Origin of the sequence: Rhodococcus sp. T2V (assembly GCF_029269925.1) — a bacterium.
Classification (GTDB): Bacteria; Actinomycetota; Actinomycetes; order Mycobacteriales; family Mycobacteriaceae; genus Rhodococcus_F; species Rhodococcus_F koreensis.
On the sequence record NZ_JARJBD010000019.1, the window covers coordinates 11,987 to 29,312 of the forward strand.

A 17,326-nucleotide genomic window follows, 5' to 3' on the forward strand; every position below is an offset into this window, starting at 1 on the left:
GCGTCGGGAGGAAGCGGGAATGATGCGGTTGTTGATCGGTATCGCTGCTGGGTACGTGCTGGGTACGCGAGCAGGACGTGCGCGCTACGAACAGATCAGCCGGGCCACCAAGGCCGTGGCCACCAGTCCGGCCACGAAGAAGGTGTTGCAGATGTCACGCCAGAAGCTGTCCGACTCGCTGAACACCCAGCCCAAGCTCGAACCCCTGAAGCCGCTCGACGAAGACACGACCATCCTGGTCCCGCAGGACCAGCTCAAGAAGAAGTAGCCGACGACGGCCGGTTCAGCCGGCCATGCCGTCCCGGTTGGTGTCGCCGATCGCCTGATCGAGCAGGCTCCGGCGGTACTGCTCCAGGGCGACGAGGTCGCCGAGCAGCGAGTGGAACTCGTCCGACGCCGTCGCCGGTGAGATGCGCTGCAGCTTGGACTTCAGTTCCGCCACCTGCTCCCCCACCCACACCTCCTGCAGGCGTGCGATGACGCCGGAGATGTATCGCGGGACGGTGTCCTCCTCGGCGGGCAGCGGTTCGACGGCGAGTTCCGACACGAGGGACGCCGCGGTGACGTCCTCGACTCCCCGGCTGACCGCGTCGACCCACTCGCCGCCGCCGAGGCCCGCGCTGGCGCCGCCCGCCGCGATCATCGACTCGCGGATCACGACGTACGTCGGATGCGTGAACGTCTCCACCGGCAGCGAGTCGAACACGGTCCCCGCGATGGCCGGGTACTGCAACGCACCCTTCAGCGCCTCGCGCTGCGCCCACAGCGTCGGATCGTTCGGCCGGGGCCGGGACAGGCCGACCGGCAACTGCGGGGCGTCTTGGTTCTCGTCCCGGGCCGCCGCCTTCTTGGTCGGCGCGGGCACCGACCCGCGGGTGGACGCCCGCTTGCGCGCCTCGTCCCGCACCCGTTGCCGGACCGCGGCGATGTCGTCCCAGCCCACCCAGCCGGACAACTGGACGGCATAGCTGTCACGCAGCGTCGCTTCCTTGATCTGGGCGACCACCGGCACCGTGCGCCGCAGCGCCTCGACCCGGCCCTCCGCGGTCTCGAGGTCGTGCTCGGTGAGGATCGACTTGACCACGAACTCGAACATCGGGGTGCGACGCGCCACCAGGTCGCGGACGGCGGCGTCGCCGGACTTCTGCCGCAGCTCGCACGGGTCCATGCCTTCGGGCGCGACGGCGACGAACGTCTGCCCGGCCATCTTCTGGTCGCCCTCGAACGCCTTCATCGCCGCGGCCTGGCCTGCGGCGTCCCCGTCGAACGTGTAAATGATCTCGCCGCGAAAGTAGCTGTCGTCCATCAGCAGTCGCCGCAGCATCGAGAGGTGGTCCTCACCGAACGCGGTCCCGCAGGCGGCGACGGCGGTCCTGACCCCGGCCAGGTGCATCGCCATGACGTCGGTGTATCCCTCGACCACCACGGCCTGATGTCCCTTGGCGATCTCCCGCTTGGCGAGGTCGAGACCGAACAGCACCTGAGACTTCTTGTACAGCATGGTTTCCGGCGTGTTGACGTATTTGCCGGGCATGGTGTCGTCGTCGAACAGCTTGCGGGCGCCGAACCCGATGACGTCGCCGGACAGGTTGCGGATCGGCCAGAGCAGCCGCCGGTGGAAGCGGTCGATGTGACCGCGCCGCCCCGCCTTCGACAGGCCGGCGGCCTCGAGTTCCTTGACATCGAAACCCTTGCCCAGCAGATGCTTCGTGAGGATGTCCCAGCCCTCGGGGGCATACCCGCACCCGAACTGCTGCGCGGCCTGGGCGTCGAAGTTGCGTTCCGTCAGGTAGTCGCGGGCGGCCTGCGCGTCGGGCTCCCGCAGACGCGCCGAGTAGAACTCCTGCGCCGCCGCGTTCGCCGCGACCAGCCGGGCGCGGGTGCCGCGGTCGCGCTGCACCGACGTGCCGCCGCCCTCGTACGAGATGGTGTAGTTCAGCCGGTCGGCCAGTTGCTCGACGGCCTCGACGAAACTGATGTGGTCGATCTTCTGGAGGAACGAGTAGACGTCGCCGCCCTCGCCGCACCCGAAGCAGTGGAAGTGGCCGTGGTTGGGCCGGACGTGGAACGACGGCGACTTCTCGTCGTGGAACGGGCACAGCCCCTTCATGGAGTCGCCGCCTGCGCGCTTGAGGGAGACGTACTCCCCCACGATGTCCTCGATCCGTGTGCGCTCGCGAATGGCCGCAACGTCACGATCAGGGATTCTGCCAGCCACGCCCGACAGTCTAGGCGCTCTCCCGGAGCCCGGAATTCCGCCTCGGGATCAGCAGTTCGAGGGGGCGGGAATCCCGGCGAATCGGTCGCCGAGATAGCCGAACGCGGGGCCGGCTCCGAGCATGGTGGCGGTGCCGTGGTCGGCGCCCGGAATGACGTCGAACTGTACCCGCGCACCCTGTGAGCAGTACCGGGCGACGGTGTTCTGCACCGGTCCGATGGCGACGAGGGGGTCCGCGCCGCCGTGCCAGACGAACATCGGCGTCCGCGGAACTCCCGGATACAGCTCGACGCTGTTCTCGTCCATCACCGCGCGGCCGGACGGATCGGCGAGGATCCCGGGACCGTTGGTCAGGTCGGGCAGCGATCTGCCGGCCCCGGCACCGAGGATCGAATCGGTGCACATGTTGCTCATCTGCGCCCGCAGGGCGAGCCCCTTGTCGTTGAGGCCGTCCCCGAGCCGGGACCGCGTCGGGTACTCACGCTCGAGCCCGATGGCGGCCGCGAATCCCAGGCCGAACGCCTGCGAGCGGGTGCCGCCGAGGCGGTCGGCCAGTTCGCCGATGTTGACCGGGGTGCCGCCCTCGGCGGCGCCCACGATGTTCAACTCCGGGGCGTAGGTGGGGGCGAGCGCCGCAGCCCAGTTGGTCGCCATGGCGCCTCCCGAGTAGCCGGCGAGCCCGACCGGACTGCCGCCGAGCCCGGCCTCCGGGAACCGCTGCGCGGCGCGGACGCCGTCGAGCACGAGCCGGCCGCCGAGTTTCGCGGCCCCGTACGCGCTGGTGGGACCGAGGTGGTCGGGGACGGCGACCGCCCAGCCCCGCGCGAGCAGGGCGTTGAGGGCCGGGGCCTCCTGGAGTCCGCCGGTGAACAGCTGATGCGACGGGGCGCACTCGAGCCCGAGCGCGTTGACGAACGGCTGATACGACACCAGCGGCCGGTTCGCGGGAGTGCCGCGGGGCACCAGCACCGTGGTGACCGCGGCGATGGGCGCGCCCGCGGAGTTGGTCGACTTGTACTTGACCTGCCAGGCGTCGGCGGTGGGGAAACCGGTGGCGACGACCGCGCGGCTCGCTAGCACGTCACCGTCGGCGCGTGCCCCGACATCGGCGGGTGCCCCGTAGAACGGGTCCGGGTCCGCGAACGGATACACGGGCGCGGCCTGTGCCGCGGGTGGGGCCGGCAGGGCGGCGCCGACCGCCACCGCCAGCGCTACGGACGTCGAACCGATGATCTTGCGCACTGCAGACTTCATCCGGTCTCCCTGACCCTCGGGTGTGCTGTACGTAGGGGGTGCAAGCTGTCTGTACTCCTATTCGGAGCACCGCGGCGGGCGGATTGGTCCGACTTCGACGCTCGTCAGCCCCAGCTCGCCTGGGCCCCGAGACTGGACTTGTCGACGCGTTCGAGCCTGCTCTCGGTGTAGGAGGCGATCTGGTCGACGACGACCCGGACCCGCGCGGGGTCGTCGGCCGCGGCGTTCCAGGCCGGAACCAGGATCGGGTCGAGACCGTCGGGTGCGGTCGCGAGCAGCCATTCCGCGACGCGGTGCACGCGGTCCCGCTGCCGTTCCTGCCGCGCCCGGTGGCCGGCATCGGACATCACGAAATTCAATGCGAACGTCTTGAGCAGCGCCACCTCGGACGCGACCACCGGCGGGACCACCAGATCGGCGTCGTACCGGGCGACCGGCTTGTCGCCGTGGACGTCGCGGGTCCCGATGATCGCTGCGGTCGCGAACCGGCCCACCAGTTCGCTGGTGAGGTTCTTCAAGGCGACCGAACTGGTGAGCGTGCCGTCGTAGCTGCCCACCCCGACGACGACCGGCAGGAGACTCAGCCGTTTCGCGGCCTCGACGAGTTCCTCGACGTCGAGTCCCGCGAACTCCGCGGCGCCGAACTCGGCGAGCGCCCGCTGGTCCACCGGATCGGCCAGCGCACGCAGGTCGATGCGCCCGTCGATCACCCCGTCCTCGACGTCGTGCACGGAGTAGGCGACGTCGTCGGCCCAGTCCATGACCTGCGCCTCGAGACACTTGTGACGGTCCGGGGCACCCTCGCGGATCCACGCGAGCACCTCGGCGTCGTCGTCGTAGGCCCCGAACTTCGTGCCCGGGCGCGGCCGGATCCACGGGTATTTGATCGCCGCGTCCAGCGATGCCCGGGTCAGGTTGAGCCCGGCGCTACGTCCGTCGGGGTAGAGCACCTTCGGTTCGAGGTTCGTCAGGATGCGCAGATTCTGGGCGTTGCCCTCGAACCCGCCGCAGCTTTCCGCGACCTCGTCGAGGGCCTTCTCGCCGTTGTGACCATACGGCGGGTGACCGATGTCGTGCGCGAGGCCGGCGAGGTCCACCAGATCGGGATCGCAGCCGAGACCGTCGGCGATCCCGCGGCCGATCTGCGCCACCTCGATCGAGTGCGTCAACCGCGTTCGCGGAGTGTCCCCGTCCCGGGGGCCCACCACCTGGGTCTTGTCGGCGAGCCTGCGCAGCGCCGCCGAATGCTGGACGCGCGCGCGGTCGCGGGAGAAGACGGACCGGTGCTGTGCGGCCGCGATCTGGCTGCCCGGGATCCCGGCCCGTTTCGGTGCCTCGCGGACCCGCCGGGCGACGTCGTGCGCGGAGTACACCTCGCCGAGGGGTGTCGTGTGTCGAGTCATCGCAACGCCTACTGTCCCGCCGTGTACGGGAAGTCGGCCGAGAAGTGGGTGAGCTGATACCAGATCAACGCCCCTGTCTCCCGGGCGATTCCGTGCAACTGCGATTCGCGGGTGAACACCGCGGGCCCCTGCCGGGTGGGCGCCGTCCAGGCCTCGAGGCCGGCGTCGCGGGCCATCGTCCGGGTCCGCAGCGAATGCCACGGGTCGCTGACGAGGACCGCCGAATCGATGCCCTGCGCACCCATCGTCTCACTCACCGCCTCGATGCTGAGCAGGGTGTCGGACCCCTCCTCGACGGCGGTGATGCTGTCGGCGGGGACACCGCGCGAGATCAGGTAGTTCTTCCCGGACGCGGCCTCGGTGTACTCGTCGCCCTCCTGCTTGCCGCCCACCGTGATGACCTCCGGGGCCACCCCGCGCTCGTACAGCTTGTACGCCTGCTCGAGCCGGGCCTCGAACACGGACGACGGCGTTCCCGAGTACTGGGCGGCGCCGAGCACCACGATCGCGTCGGCCGTCGACGTGTCGTCGATCCGCGCGACCTGCCACACCCGGACCGCGGTGCCGAACACCAGGGCCGCCGCGAGGAGAACGACGCCGGCGATGATCCGGCGGGTCCACCGGGCCAGCGTGCCTGCAAACCCCAGGCGCGCAGGACGGCGCGGGAGGTCGTGGCGTTCACGGCTCGGTGCAGAATTCACTCCCTGATTCTGCCAGCTGTCGCCGAACTGTCCCGATGACGACTCGCCACACCCGATAGATTTGCTGCCATGCCACTCGCACCGCGCCTCGAGCAGACGCCGTCGTCCCACCCCGGACTCCCTGTCCCCGGCGCGCGGCGGTTCGCCGCCCTCGGCGCCGTCTCCGCACTCCTGACGCTCGTGGCGATCCTGTTCTCCCCCGCGATCGCGTCGGCGGACGCACCGTTCCGTCTGCCCGGCCAGATCACGGACACCGTCGGGGTGCTCGACGCGGACCAGCAGAGCGACGTCCAGGCCGCGATCGATCAGCTCTACGACGATCACAAGGTGCGGTTGTGGGTGGTCTACGTCCCCGACTTCAACGGTCTCGGCGCCGGACCGTGGGCGGATCAGACGGCGCAGGCGTCGTCCCTCGGCGATCGTGACGCACTGCTCGCGGTCGCGACGGTCGACCGTGAGTACGCCCTCATCGCACCGGACGGTCTGTCCGAGATCACCAGCGACGAAGCCGAGTCGATCCGGGTGGACGCGGTGGAACCCGCCCTGCGCGAGGAGGACTGGGCCGGCGCCGCGATCGCCGCGGCGGGGGGGCTCGGCGACGAGATGAGTCCGGGCGGCGGTATGTCGGTGCGCACGCTGCTGATCGGCGGCGGCGTGGTCGTCGTGGGCGTGGGCGGGGTCGTGCTGTATTCGCGGAAGAAGAAGCACGACCGGTCCCGGGCCGGCGTCGAGGCAGCGCGCAGCATCAGCCCCGAGGACACGGCCGCACTGACGGCGCTGCCGTTGCCGACCCTCGACGAGCGCGCCAAGGAGGTGCTCGTCGAGACGGACGACGCGCTGCGCACGAGCCAGGAGGAACTCGAACTGGCCCGCGGCGAATTCGGCGAGCAGGCCACCGCCGCGTTCACGGCGGCGTTCGACACGGCGAAGTCCACCCTCGCGGCGGCGTTCACCGTACGTCAGCGGCTCGACGACGCGATCCCCGAGACCCCGCAGCAGCGGCGGGAGATGCTCATCGACATCATCACCTCGTGCGGGCGCGCCGACCGCGAACTCAACGAGAAGGTCCAGGAGTTCGACGGTTTGCGGGACCTGCTGATCAACGCCCCCGACCGGCTCGACGCGCTCACCCGCGACATGGTGGCGCTGACCGTGCGCATCCCCGACTCCACCCGGACCCTCGCCACCCTGCAGACCGAATTCCCGGCCGCCGCACTCGCTTCCGTCGCCCACAACGTCACGATGGCGGAGGAACGGCTCGCGTACGCCGAGAAGGCCGTAACGGAGGGCCGGGACGCCGTCGCCCTGCCACCGGGGAAGCAGGGACCGGCGGTGTCGGCGATCCGCGGCGCCGAGGGCGCCCTCGAACAGGCCCGGATCCTGCTCGACGCCGTCGATCACGCCGCGGAGGACATCCGGCACGCCATCGCCACGCTGCCCGCCGCGATCACCGACGTGGAGGCGGGGATCGCGGCCGCGGCCCGGTTCACCGAGCAGGGTGGGGACCGGCTCGCGGCGGCGCGCACCGCGGCCGAGGCCGCGCTGGCGGCGGCCCGGACAGCCGCGGACACCGACCCGCTCGGCAGCTTCACCCAGATCGTGAAGGCCGACGCGGAACTCGACGCGATCCTCGCCGAGGCGCAGGAATCACGGCAGCAGGCCGAGCATGCACAGCAGCGTCTCGAGCAGGACCTCGTGGCCGCGCAGTCGCAGGTCACGGCGGCATCGGACTTCATCGGCACCCGCCGCGGCGCGGTGGGAGCGGAGGCCAGGACCCGCCTGACGGAGGCACAGCGGCACCTGGCGGGGGCCCAGCAGTTGCGCACCTCCGACGCCTCCCGCGCGCTGCAGCACGCCCAGGCCGCCGCGAGCCTGGCCGCCGACGCGCTGCGGCTGGCGCAGAACGACGTGGGCCGCTGGGAGTCCCGTCAGCGCCCCGGCCCCGGCCCCGGCGCCGGTGGCGGTGGCGGGAATGCCACCGGCGCGATCCTCGGGGGCATCCTGATCGACAGCATCCTGCGCGGCGGATTCAGCGGCGGCGGCAACTGGGGTAGCCGCGGCTCCGGCGGCGGCCGCGGCAGCGGTCCCCGTTCGTTCGGCGGGCCGAGCAGTTCGGGCCGGATCAGCGGGGGCGGCCGATTCTGACGTCCTCCCGAGCATTCGTCGCACTCGCCTGCGTCGCGGCCACCTGCTGTGGCGTCCTGTCGGGCTGCGCGGGCGGGCGAGACGCCGGGGACGAGTCGGCGATCCCACTGTCGGCGGAGGCGTACCGCAGCCGGGAGGACGACGCGGCGGGCGGCCGGATCCACGTCCGGATCGCGAATACCGGCGGCGCGCCCGTCACCGTGGCATCCGTGGCGCTGGACAGCCCGGGCTTCGAGGCGGCGCCCGAAACCGGGCGGGTCGTCGAACTCGGTCCCGGCAACCGGATCGACGTCGAGGCCGAGTACGGCGCCGTCCGCTGCGACACCCGACCGGAACCGGCGTACGCCGTGATCGGGGTCGCCGGTCAGGGCGCGTCGCCCGTGCGGGTGCCGCTCGCCACCCCGTACGACGTCCTCGACCGAATCCACGACGGAGACTGCGCCGCAGAGGAACTGGCGCGGGCCGTCCCGGTGACACTGATCCCGGCGGCGACGCCGCCGGAGCCGGCCGCGCCCCTCCCCGCTCAGCTCGTCGTGAGTAGGGGAACGGCGTCGGGTGACGTCCGGGTCGACGAGATCGGCGGCAGCGTCCTGTATGCCCTGCGCGGGGCGCTGCCCGCCACCATGCGGGCGGACGAGGACCGGCTGAGCATCGACATCACGATCGACGCGGCACGCTGCGACCCGCACGCACTCGCGGAAGCGAAGAAGCCCTTCGTCTTTCCGCTGTGGATCGCGGTCGGCTCCTCGGCACCGGAATACTCGCGTATCCCGGTGTCCGAGGAGAACCGGCGAATCCTGACGAACTATCTGACGACCACCTGCGACGCGCGCAGGTGACCGCGGATCAGGATCCGATGAGGCGCTGCGCCAGGTAGCCCTCGACCTGGTCGAGCGCGACCCGCTCCTGGGCCATGGAGTCGCGTTCACGCACGGTCACGGCGTGATCCTCGAGGGTGTCGAAGTCCACGGTGATGCAGAACGGCGTGCCGATCTCGTCCTGACGGCGGTACCGGCGGCCGATCGCGCCTGCGTCGTCGAACTCGACGTTCCAGTGCTGGCGGAGCGTCGCGGCGAGATCCTTCGCCTTCGGCGTCAGGTCCGCGTTACGCGACAGCGGCAGCACCGCGGCCTTCACCGGGGCGAGACGACGGTCCAGCCGCAGCACCGTGCGCTTGTCGACGCCGCCCTTCGCGTTCGGCGCCTCGTCCTCGGTGTACGCGTCGACGAGGAACGCCATCAGCGAACGCGTGAGACCGGCTGCCGGCTCGATGACGTACGGCGTGTACCGCTCACCGGAGGCCTGGTCGTAGTAGTTGAGGTCGGTGCCCGAGTGCGTCGAGTGCGTCGACAGGTCGAAGTCGGTGCGGTTGGCCACACCCTCGAGCTCGCCCCATTCGCTGCCCTGGAAGTGGAAGCGGTACTCGATGTCGACGGTGCGCTTGGAGTAGTGCGACAGCTTGTCCTGCGCGTGCTCGTACAGCCGCAGGTTGTCCTTGTTGATACCCAGCCCGGTGTACCAGTCCATGCGGTAGTCGATCCAGTACTGGTGCCACTCTTCGTCCTCGCCGGGCTTGACGAAGAATTCCATCTCCATCTGCTCGAACTCGCGGGTGCGGAAGATGAAGTTGCCGGGGGTGATCTCGTTGCGGAAGCTCTTGCCGATCTGGCCGATGCCGAACGGCGGCTTCTTGCGCGACGTGGTGAGCACGTTCGCGAAGTTCACGAAGATGCCCTGCGCGGTCTCCGGGCGGAGGTAGTGCATGCCCTCTTCGCTCTCGACCGGGCCGAGGTACGTCTTGAGCATCATGTTGAAATCGCGGGGTTCGGTCCACTGGCCGACGGTGCCGCAGTCGGGGCAGCCCACGACGTCCATCTGGACGTCGTCCGGGTTGTCGAGGCCCTTCTTCTCCGCGTACGCCTCCTGCAGGTGATCCTGACGGTGACGCTTGTGACAGTTGAGGCACTCGACGAGGGGGTCGTTGAACACGCCGACGTGGCCGGACGCCACCCACACCTCGCGCGGCAGGATGACCGAGGAGTCGAGGCCGACGACGTCCTCGCGGCTGGTGACCATGTTGCGCCACCACTGCTTCTTGATGTTCTCCTTGAGCTCGACACCCAAGGGGCCGTAGTCCCAGGCCGACTTCGTGCCTCCGTAGATCTCACCGCACGGGTAGACCAGGCCACGACGCTTGGCGAGATTGACGACGGTTTCGACTTTGGACTTCGGTGCCACTCGGGTGCTCTCCATCTGGGTAATAGATGCATGGTTCACGTGCGCTTTTCGGATCCCAGCCTATCTGCCCGATCACCGTCGGTTCACCCCGCCGGTTGACATGCGTATTCGTGCATATCAAAATGGAATCGATTTGCAATAAGATGGGGTGTTCCTCCCGGGGCCGACGGCCACGCGGCCACGGTCCCGTCCATTGTCCGGCACACCGAAGGAGATCACTGGTGAGCGTCGTCGATCCCGGGGATCTGCATCCGTTCGAGGCGGCCCCGCATCCGTTCGAGGCCGCTCCCCCGGCTCCCGTGCCGTCGAAGGAGACGCTGACGGCGGCCGGGGACATCCTGCGCGCCCTCGCCGCCCCCGTCCGCATCGCGATCGTCCTCCAGCTCCGCGAATCGGAACGGTGCGTGCACGAACTCGTCGGGGCGCTCGGCGTCACACAACCATTGATCAGCCAGCATCTTCGCGTGCTCAAGGCCGCGGGCGTCGTGCGCGGCGAACGCACCGGACGTGAGGTCCTCTACCGCCTGGTGGACGACCACCTCGCCCACATCGTCGTGGACGCCGTCGCGCACGCCGAGGAAGGATGAACGCCTTGACCCAGAACACCGGCCAGCGCAAGCCCGTCGTCGTGGGAGTCCGCGCCACCAAGCAGCGCAGCGCCATCTCCGCGCTCCTCGACGACATCGAGGAGTTCCGGTCGGCGCAGGAACTGCACGACGAACTCCGCAAGCGCGGCGAGGGCATCGGGCTGACCACCGTCTACCGCACCCTGCAGACGCTCGCCGACGCCGGCACCGTCGACGTCCTGCGCACCGACACCGGCGAATCGGTGTACCGGCGCTGCTCGTCCGGACACCACCACCACCTGGTCTGCCGCGCGTGCGGCTACACCGTCGAGGTCGAAGGGCCGACCGTCGAGCAGTGGTCGCAGTCGATCGCCGACGCCCACGGTTTCTCCGACGTCAGCCACACCATCGAGATCTTCGGTCTCTGCAAGGACTGCAACGCGCCGCGGTGAACGTCAGGGGATCAGTCCCTGCCGGGCGGTGTCCGCGCCGCTCAGCACGAGGAGCAGCATCGTGGTCAGCGCCTCGTCCCCGAGCCCGGCGGCGGGGAACGTGTAACGCAGGATGACGTCCGCGAGCCTGCCGTGACCGAACACGGCGATCGAACCGAACTGCAGCGCGCCGTTGCGCTCCGCGACCTTCTTGTGCAGCGCGGCGCTGACCGGACGATCCCAGGCCAGCACGCACGTCATCGACAGCACGTCGAGGCCGTCGGTGAGGGTCATCGCACTGATCGAGCACAGCGCCCCGGCGTATTCGAAGCTCAGCGAGCCGTCCTCGGCCCGGGCGACGGTGGCGAAGTGCTCCAGTGCGTCCGCTGCCCGCCCGAGCAGTGCGGGCGCCCCGTCGACGGTCATTTCACGCCACCGAACCGGCGGTCACGCGACGCGTATTCGACGCACGCCGCCCACAGGTCGCGGCGGTCGAAATCGGGAAACAGCTTCTCCTGATACACCATCTCGGCGTAGGCCGACTGCCAGATCAGGAAGTTGGACGTGCGCTGCTCGCCGGACGGCCGGAGGAACAGGTCGACGTCCGGCATGTCCGGCTCGTCGAGGTAGCGGGCGACGGTCGCCTCGGTGATCTTCTCCGGGTCGAGCTGACCCGCCGCGACCCGCCTGCCGATCTCCTTCGCCGCGTCGGCGATCTCCGCGCGACCGCCGTAGTTGACGCACATGGTCAGGTTCATGACCGTGTTGTGCTTCGTCAACTCCTCGGCGATCTCGAGTTCCTTGATGACGCTGCGCCACAGCTTGGGCCTGCGACCCGCCCACCGCACCCGCACCCCCATCTCGTGCATCTCGTCACGGCGACGACGGATCACGTCGCGGTTGAAGCCCATCAGGAAGCGCACCTCCTCGGGGCTGCGTTTCCAGTTCTCGGTGGAGAACGCGTACGCCGACAACCACTCGACGCCCATCTCGATGCACCCGCAGACGGCGTCCATCAACACGGCCTCGCCGCGCTCGTGGCCTGCGGTCCTGGGCAGTCCCCGCTCCTGCGCCCAACGGCCGTTGCCGTCCATCACCAGCGCGATGTGCCGGGGCACGAGTTCGGGTTGCAGGCCCGGCGGGCGGGCGCCCGAGGGATGCGGGTCCGGCGGCCGGATCTGGCGCCCGGCCCCGGAATCAAGCGGGGCTCGGGGTTCGCGTCGTCGAATCACGGTCCCCATCCTGCCTGACCGAATCCTCGCCCCCTACCGCCGCATGCGGTCGTGCGCGTTCGATCAGCGGGAGGGTGCGGAGTTGCCGTTCGAGGTGCCACTGCAGATGCGCCGCGACCAGACCGCTGGCCTGCCCTCGCAGCGACTCGGGCACCTGCTCGGTGCTCGCCCAGTCCCCGCGGAACAGCGCGTCCATGAGGTCGAGGACACCCGGCGACGGGGTCGCGGCGCCCGGCGGCCGGCACTGGACGCACACCGCTCCCCCGGCGGCCACGTGGAATGCCCGGTGCGGGCCGGGTGCGCTGCACCGCGCGCAGTCGTCGAGAGCAGGCGCCCACCCCGCAAAACCCATGGCCCGCAACAGGAAGGCGTCGAGGATCAGCTCGCACGGCCGGTGGTGTTCCGCGACGGCCCGCAGCGCCCCGACCGTCAGGCGGTGCAGCTGCAGCGCCGGGGCCCGTTCCTCGCCGGCGAGCCGCTCGGCGGTCTCGAGGATCGCGCACGCCGTGGTGTACCGGGAGTAGTCGTCGACGATGTCGGTCGCGAACGCGTCAACCGTCTGGACCTGGGTGACGATGTCGAGGTTGCGGCCCGGGTAGAGCTGCACGTCGATGTGCGCGAACGGCTCGAGGCGGGCGCCGAACTTGGATTTCGTGCGGCGCACTCCCTTGGCGACCGCGCGCACCAGACCGTGCTGCCGGGTGAGGAGTGTGACGATACGGTCGGCCTCGCCCAGCTTGTGCTGGCGCAGGACCACCGCATTGTCTCGATACAACCTCACCGGTCCAGTCTCCCACGCCGAGGCGACCACATTCCGCAGGCCGAGCCGCGGGCATGTGGGACCCGCCCGAGCCGCCGAAGGTTACCCTAACTCGGACGTTGCTCTACTGAGCGTCACCGCAGCCGCTCGGACACCAGGGGGACGACGGTGTCGAGCGCGTACTGCAGCGACAGCACCGAGTTGGTGGAGTACGCCTTGGAGACGGCCTGATCGTCGAACACGAGGTACCGTCCGTCGCGCACCGCGGGGATCGCCTGGAACAGCGGCCGGTTCGCGGCATCGGCGGCGGGCCTGCCGATCGGGAAGACGACCACCATGTCGGCGTCCATCACGCCGAGATTCTCCTCCGACACCGGGACCGAGAACTTCACCGCCGGCTGCGCGTCCACTGCCGGGTTGCTGACGAATCCGAGTTTCTTCATGAACTGGAGCCGCTCGGTGTCCGTGGTGTAGGCGCCCCATCCGGTGCCCGAGTAGGCACCGACGGTGATCGTCTTCCCCGCGAATTCGGGGTGGGCCGCGGCGGCGTCCGCGAACCGCCGGTCGATGTCGGCGAGCAGCGCTTCACCCTGCTCCGGCACGCCGAGGGCGGTCGCGACCATCGACACCTGACTCTCGATCGGCGTCTTGTAGTTGTCGGCGCCTTCCGGCAGCGCGATCGTCGGGGCGATCTGCGACAGGTGGCCGTAGCGTTCCTCGTCGCCGGCGCTCTTGGTGTCGAGGATGACGTCCGGTTCGAGCGCCGCGATCTGCTCGTACGACGGTTCGAGGGTTCCGATGATCGTCGGTGCCGTGGTGTACTTCCCCTCCGCCCACGGTCCGACGCCGTCGCCGCCGAACGCGACCCAGTCGCTGGCTCCGACGGGTTCGACACCGAGCGCCAGCGCGGTTTCGGCGTCACCCCAGCCGATGGCGACCACACGCTCGGGTTTCGACTCCACCGTGACGTCGCCGAACTTGGTGGCGACCACGGCCGGGAAGGCTGCGTCGCCGGCGCCCGCCGCCGGTTCCGATTCTTCCCCGCCGCCGCTCCCGCAGCCGGCCAGCGCCAGGACCAGCAGGGACACCGGCACGAGCATTCTCATTCTCATAAGGCAAGGCTAACCAACACAACGTGTGCGTTCGCTTCCGCCCCCTCCCGCCATGTGGGGCCTCACACCTGGAACCGGTACCCCATCCCGGCCTCGGTGATGAGGTGACGCGGGTGCGACGGGTCGTCCTCGAGCTTGCGCCGCAACTGCGCCAGATACACCCGCAGGTAATGGGTCTCGGTGGCGTATGCCGGACCCCAGACCTCTCGCAGCAGTTCCTTCTGCCCCACCAGCTTGCCCTTGTTGCGCACCAGCATCTCGAGCATCCCCCACTCCGTCGGAGTCAGGTGCACCTCGGCACCCGCCCGCCGCACCGTCTTCGCCGCCAGGTCGACCGTGAACGAATCCGTCTCCACCACAGGTTCGCTCGTGTCGACGGCCGTCGTCGCCCGGCGGGCCGCTGCCCGCACCCGGGCCAGGAACTCGTCCATCCCGAACGGCTTGGTGACGTAGTCGTCGGCGCCGGCGTCGAGGGCTTCCACCTTGTCCGCGGAATCGGTGCGCGCCGACAGCACGATCACCGGCGCCGGGCACCACCCGCGCAGGCCCGCGAGCACCTCCGTGCCGTCCATGTCGGGCAACCCGAGGTCGAGCACGATCACGTCGGGCGGTCGCTCGGCCGCGGCGCGCAGTGCGGCGGCCCCGGATGCGGCCGTCACCACGTCGTACCCGCGCACACTGAGATTGATTCGCAGGGCGCGGAGAATCTGCGGTTCGTCGTCGACGACGAGGATTCTCGTCATGGGTGCTCCCCTCCCGCCCCGGCCAGTTCCACCACCATCGTCAGACCACCACCGGGGGTGTCGGTGGCGCTGATGGTGCCGCCCATCGCGTCGACGAATCCGCGGACGACGGAGAGCCCGAGCCCGACTCCCGTGGTCGTGTCGCGGTCCCCCAGCCGCTGGAACGGGGCGAACATCTCCTCCGCCCGCCCCCGCGGAATTCCCGGGCCCGTGTCGGCGACGGTGACGACGGCACGGTCTCCCACCGCCGCGGCACCGACCCGGATCACGGAGTCCTCACCGTAGCGGAGCGCGTTGTTGATCAGATTCGCAAGCACCCGCTCGAGCAGGCCGGAATCCGCCATCGCCGCGACCGTTCCGACGTCGACCTCGACCCGTTCGCGGGCCCGTGTCCCGGTCCGGCCGCCGATTCCCAGCCCCACCAGCGCCCGGTGCACCACCTCGTCGAGGTACACGGGCCGCAGCGTCGGGGTCACCACTCCCGCCGCGAGCCGGGACGAGTCGAGCAGGTTGCCGACGAGAGAGGTCAGGACGTCAGCCGATTCCTCGATGGTCGCCAGCAGTTCGGCGGTGTCTTCCGGGGAGAAGTCGACGTCGTCGCTGCGCAGGCTGGACGCGGCGGCCTTGACCGCGGCCAGCGGCGTCCGGAGGTCGTGGCTGACGGCGGACAGCAGCGACCGCCGCAGCCGGTCGGCCTCGGCCAGCGCCTGCGCCTGCCCCGCCTCCTGCGCGAGTTCCGTCTGGCGGATCATGCCCACGGCCTGATTCGCGACGGCGAGCAGCACGCGGCGGTCCCGGGCGTGCAGTTCGCTGCCGCGGAGGGCGAGCGCGTACTCTCCTTCCCCCACCTCGCAGACCGTGTCGGCGTCGTCGACGCTCGCCGGTGGGTGCGGCCCGACCGACCCGACGAGACCGCGGTCCCGGTGCAGGACGCTCACCGACTCCTGACCGTACGTCTCGCGCACCTTCTCGAGCAGCGTGCCGAGATCGGCCCCCCGCAGCACCGATCCGGCGAACAGCGCGAGCAACTCGGCCTCCTGCGACGCCCGCCTGGCCTCCCGCGAACGCTTGGCGGCCGCGTCGACCAGGACCGCGACGGCGACGGCGACCACGAGCAGCACGACCGTGGTGATGAAGTTGTCCGGTTCGGCGATGGTGAAGCTCCGCACCGGCGGCGTGAAGAAGTAGTTGAGGAACAGACCCGAGATCAGAGCGGAGAACGCTGCGGGGGCGACACCGCCGAGCAGCGAGACGAGCAGCACCACGATGAAGAACAGGGCGCCCTCGCCGACCAGCCCGAGCCAGCGGTCGACGGCGCTCATCACCACGGTCGCCACCGTCGGCACGAGGACCGCGGCGATCCAGGCGATCATCGTGCGGGACCGCGATCCCACCGGCGACAACCGCCTCAGCCGGTGGGATTCGCCGTGCGTGACCATGTGCACGTCGATCGACCCCGACTGGTGCAGCACGCTCGCACCGATTCCCTCGTCGAAGATCCGCGCCCACCTCGAGCGTCGCGACGTGCCCAGCACCAGCTGGGTGGCGTTCGCGGTCCGGGCGAAGTCGAGGAGTGTGGTCGGGACGTCGTCGCCGACGACGCTGTGCAGGCTCGCCCCGATGCTCGCGGCGAGCGTCCGCACCTTGCCCATCTCCGGGGCCGACACGCCGGCGAGGCCGTCGCCGCGCACCACGTGCACGACGATCAGCTCGGCGCTGGACCTCGACGCGATCCGCCCTGCCCGCCGGACGAGTGTCTCCGATTCCGGTCCGCCCGTCACCGCGACCACCACCCGTTCCCGGGCCTCCCACGTGTCGGTGATCTTGTTCTCCGCACGATATTTCGCGAGTGCGGCATCGACCTGATCGGCAACCCACAGCAAGGCCAGTTCGCGCAGCGCGGTGAGGTTCCCTTTCCGGAAGTAGTTGCTCAGCGCGGCGTCGACCTTCTCCGCGGCGTAGATGTTGCCGTGGGACAGCCTGCGGCGCAGCGCTTCCGGGGTGATGTCCACCAGCTCCACCTGGGTGGCGGCGCGCACCACCTCGTCCGGGACCGTCTCCTGCTGCACCACTCCGGTGATCCGCTGGACCACGTCGTTGAGGCTTTCGAGGTGCTGGACGTTGAGCGTCGAGAGGACGTCGATGCCCGCGCCGAGCAGAATCTCCACGTCCTGCCAGCGTTTCTCGTGGACACTGCCCGGCGTGTTCGTGTGCGCGAGTTCGTCCACGAGCACCAGAGCCGGCCTGCGGGCCAGCACCGCCTCGACGTCCAGCTCGCGGCCGAGCGTGCCACGATAGGCGATGACCTTCGGCGGAATCAGTTCGAGGTCACCGAGTTGCGCCGCCGTGCGGTCGCGGCCGTGGGTTTCCACCACGGCCGCGACGACGTCGCACCCCCGTTCGCGGCGGCGGTGCGCCTCGCCGAGCATCGCGAACGTCTTGCCGACACCCGGTGCGGCACCGAGATAGATGCGCAGTTCGCCGCGCCGGCGTTCGCCCTCGGGTCCGGTACCACTCACCTCG

16 protein-coding genes are annotated in these 17,326 nt (G+C 70.1%); 5 read left to right on the forward strand and 11 right to left on the reverse strand.

Annotation, left to right across the window (positions count from 1 at the left end):
- The first annotated feature begins 19 nt into the window (after positions 1-19).
- The gene (locus tag P3H15_RS17705; protein WP_276138446.1) at positions 20-268 is read left to right on the forward strand and encodes a hypothetical protein; all 249 of its coding nucleotides are present in this window, start codon (positions 20-22) and stop codon (positions 266-268) included.
- Positions 269-283: 15 nt separating this feature from the next.
- On the opposite strand, the gene dnaG is transcribed toward P3H15_RS17705, so the two are convergent.
- The 4 genes from dnaG to P3H15_RS17725 all read right to left on the reverse strand — a co-directional run bounded on the left by dnaG (position 284) and on the right by P3H15_RS17725 (position 5,576).
- Positions 284-2,218, reverse strand: a complete 1,935-nt coding sequence (gene dnaG / locus P3H15_RS17710; RefSeq protein WP_276138447.1) for a DNA primase — start codon at positions 2,216-2,218, stop codon at positions 284-286.
- Between the two features lie 48 nt (positions 2,219-2,266).
- Positions 2,267-3,472, reverse strand: a complete 1,206-nt coding sequence (locus P3H15_RS17715) for a lipase family protein (protein WP_276138448.1) — start codon at positions 3,470-3,472, stop codon at positions 2,267-2,269.
- Between the two features lie 104 nt (positions 3,473-3,576).
- The gene (locus tag P3H15_RS17720; protein WP_276138449.1) at positions 3,577-4,875 is read right to left on the reverse strand and encodes a deoxyguanosinetriphosphate triphosphohydrolase; all 1,299 of its coding nucleotides are present in this window, start codon (positions 4,873-4,875) and stop codon (positions 3,577-3,579) included.
- A gap of 8 nt (positions 4,876-4,883) precedes the next feature.
- Positions 4,884-5,576 (reverse strand): YdcF family protein, encoded by a 693-nt coding sequence (locus tag P3H15_RS17725; RefSeq protein ID WP_276138450.1) that lies wholly within the window; start codon positions 5,574-5,576, stop codon positions 4,884-4,886.
- Positions 5,577-5,645: 69 nt separating this feature from the next.
- Between P3H15_RS17725 and P3H15_RS17730 the strand changes: the two genes are divergently transcribed.
- Positions 5,646-7,721 (forward strand): YgcG family protein, encoded by a 2,076-nt coding sequence (locus tag P3H15_RS17730; protein WP_276138451.1) that lies wholly within the window; start codon positions 5,646-5,648, stop codon positions 7,719-7,721.
- A 209-nt stretch (positions 7,722-7,930) separates the two neighbouring features.
- Positions 7,931-8,560 carry a hypothetical protein gene (locus tag P3H15_RS17735; protein WP_276138452.1) on the forward strand — a complete coding sequence of 210 codons (630 nt, stop codon included), beginning with the start codon at positions 7,931-7,933 and terminating at the stop codon, positions 8,558-8,560.
- A gap of 7 nt (positions 8,561-8,567) precedes the next feature.
- Here P3H15_RS17735 and P3H15_RS17740 read toward each other — a convergent pair whose 3' ends face one another.
- Positions 8,568-9,959 (reverse strand): glycine--tRNA ligase, encoded by a 1,392-nt coding sequence (locus tag P3H15_RS17740; protein ID WP_072946649.1) that lies wholly within the window; start codon positions 9,957-9,959, stop codon positions 8,568-8,570.
- Between the two features lie 221 nt (positions 9,960-10,180).
- Here P3H15_RS17740 and P3H15_RS17745 point away from each other — a divergent pair, with 221 nt between their 5' ends.
- Together P3H15_RS17745 and P3H15_RS17750 are read left to right on the forward strand one after the other, a co-directional pair.
- Positions 10,181-10,546 carry a helix-turn-helix transcriptional regulator gene (locus P3H15_RS17745; RefSeq protein ID WP_072946648.1) on the forward strand — a complete coding sequence of 122 codons (366 nt, stop codon included), beginning with the start codon at positions 10,181-10,183 and terminating at the stop codon, positions 10,544-10,546.
- A 5-nt stretch (positions 10,547-10,551) separates the two neighbouring features.
- Complete coding sequence (locus P3H15_RS17750; protein WP_072946670.1) at positions 10,552-10,977, forward strand: Fur family transcriptional regulator; 426 nt, start codon at positions 10,552-10,554, stop codon at positions 10,975-10,977.
- Positions 10,978-10,980: 3 nt separating this feature from the next.
- Here the strand turns inward: P3H15_RS17750 and P3H15_RS17755 are convergent, their stop codons facing one another.
- The 6 genes from P3H15_RS17755 to P3H15_RS17780 form a co-directional block, all read right to left on the reverse strand.
- Positions 10,981-11,382, reverse strand: coding sequence for a hypothetical protein (locus P3H15_RS17755; protein ID WP_276138453.1), 402 nt, complete (start codon positions 11,380-11,382; stop codon positions 10,981-10,983).
- Positions 11,379-12,188: an isoprenyl transferase gene (locus P3H15_RS17760; RefSeq protein WP_276138454.1), complete on the reverse strand. Its 810-nt coding sequence runs from the start codon at positions 12,186-12,188 to the stop codon at positions 11,379-11,381. The genes P3H15_RS17755 and P3H15_RS17760 overlap by 4 nt, the downstream gene beginning before the upstream one ends.
- Positions 12,154-12,969, reverse strand: coding sequence for a DNA repair protein RecO (recO, locus tag P3H15_RS17765; RefSeq protein WP_276138455.1), 816 nt, complete (start codon positions 12,967-12,969; stop codon positions 12,154-12,156). The genes P3H15_RS17760 and recO overlap by 35 nt, the downstream gene beginning before the upstream one ends.
- Positions 12,970-13,082: 113 nt before the next feature.
- Positions 13,083-14,060: an iron-siderophore ABC transporter substrate-binding protein gene (locus P3H15_RS17770; protein ID WP_276138456.1), complete on the reverse strand. Its 978-nt coding sequence runs from the start codon at positions 14,058-14,060 to the stop codon at positions 13,083-13,085.
- A 62-nt stretch (positions 14,061-14,122) separates the two neighbouring features.
- Positions 14,123-14,803 (reverse strand): response regulator, encoded by a 681-nt coding sequence (locus P3H15_RS17775; RefSeq protein WP_072946644.1) that lies wholly within the window; start codon positions 14,801-14,803, stop codon positions 14,123-14,125.
- The gene (locus P3H15_RS17780) at positions 14,800-17,322 is read right to left on the reverse strand and encodes a sensor histidine kinase KdpD (RefSeq protein WP_276138457.1); all 2,523 of its coding nucleotides are present in this window, start codon (positions 17,320-17,322) and stop codon (positions 14,800-14,802) included. Before P3H15_RS17780 ends, P3H15_RS17775 begins: the two co-directional genes overlap by 4 nt.
- Between the last annotated feature and the right edge of the window lie 4 nt (positions 17,323-17,326).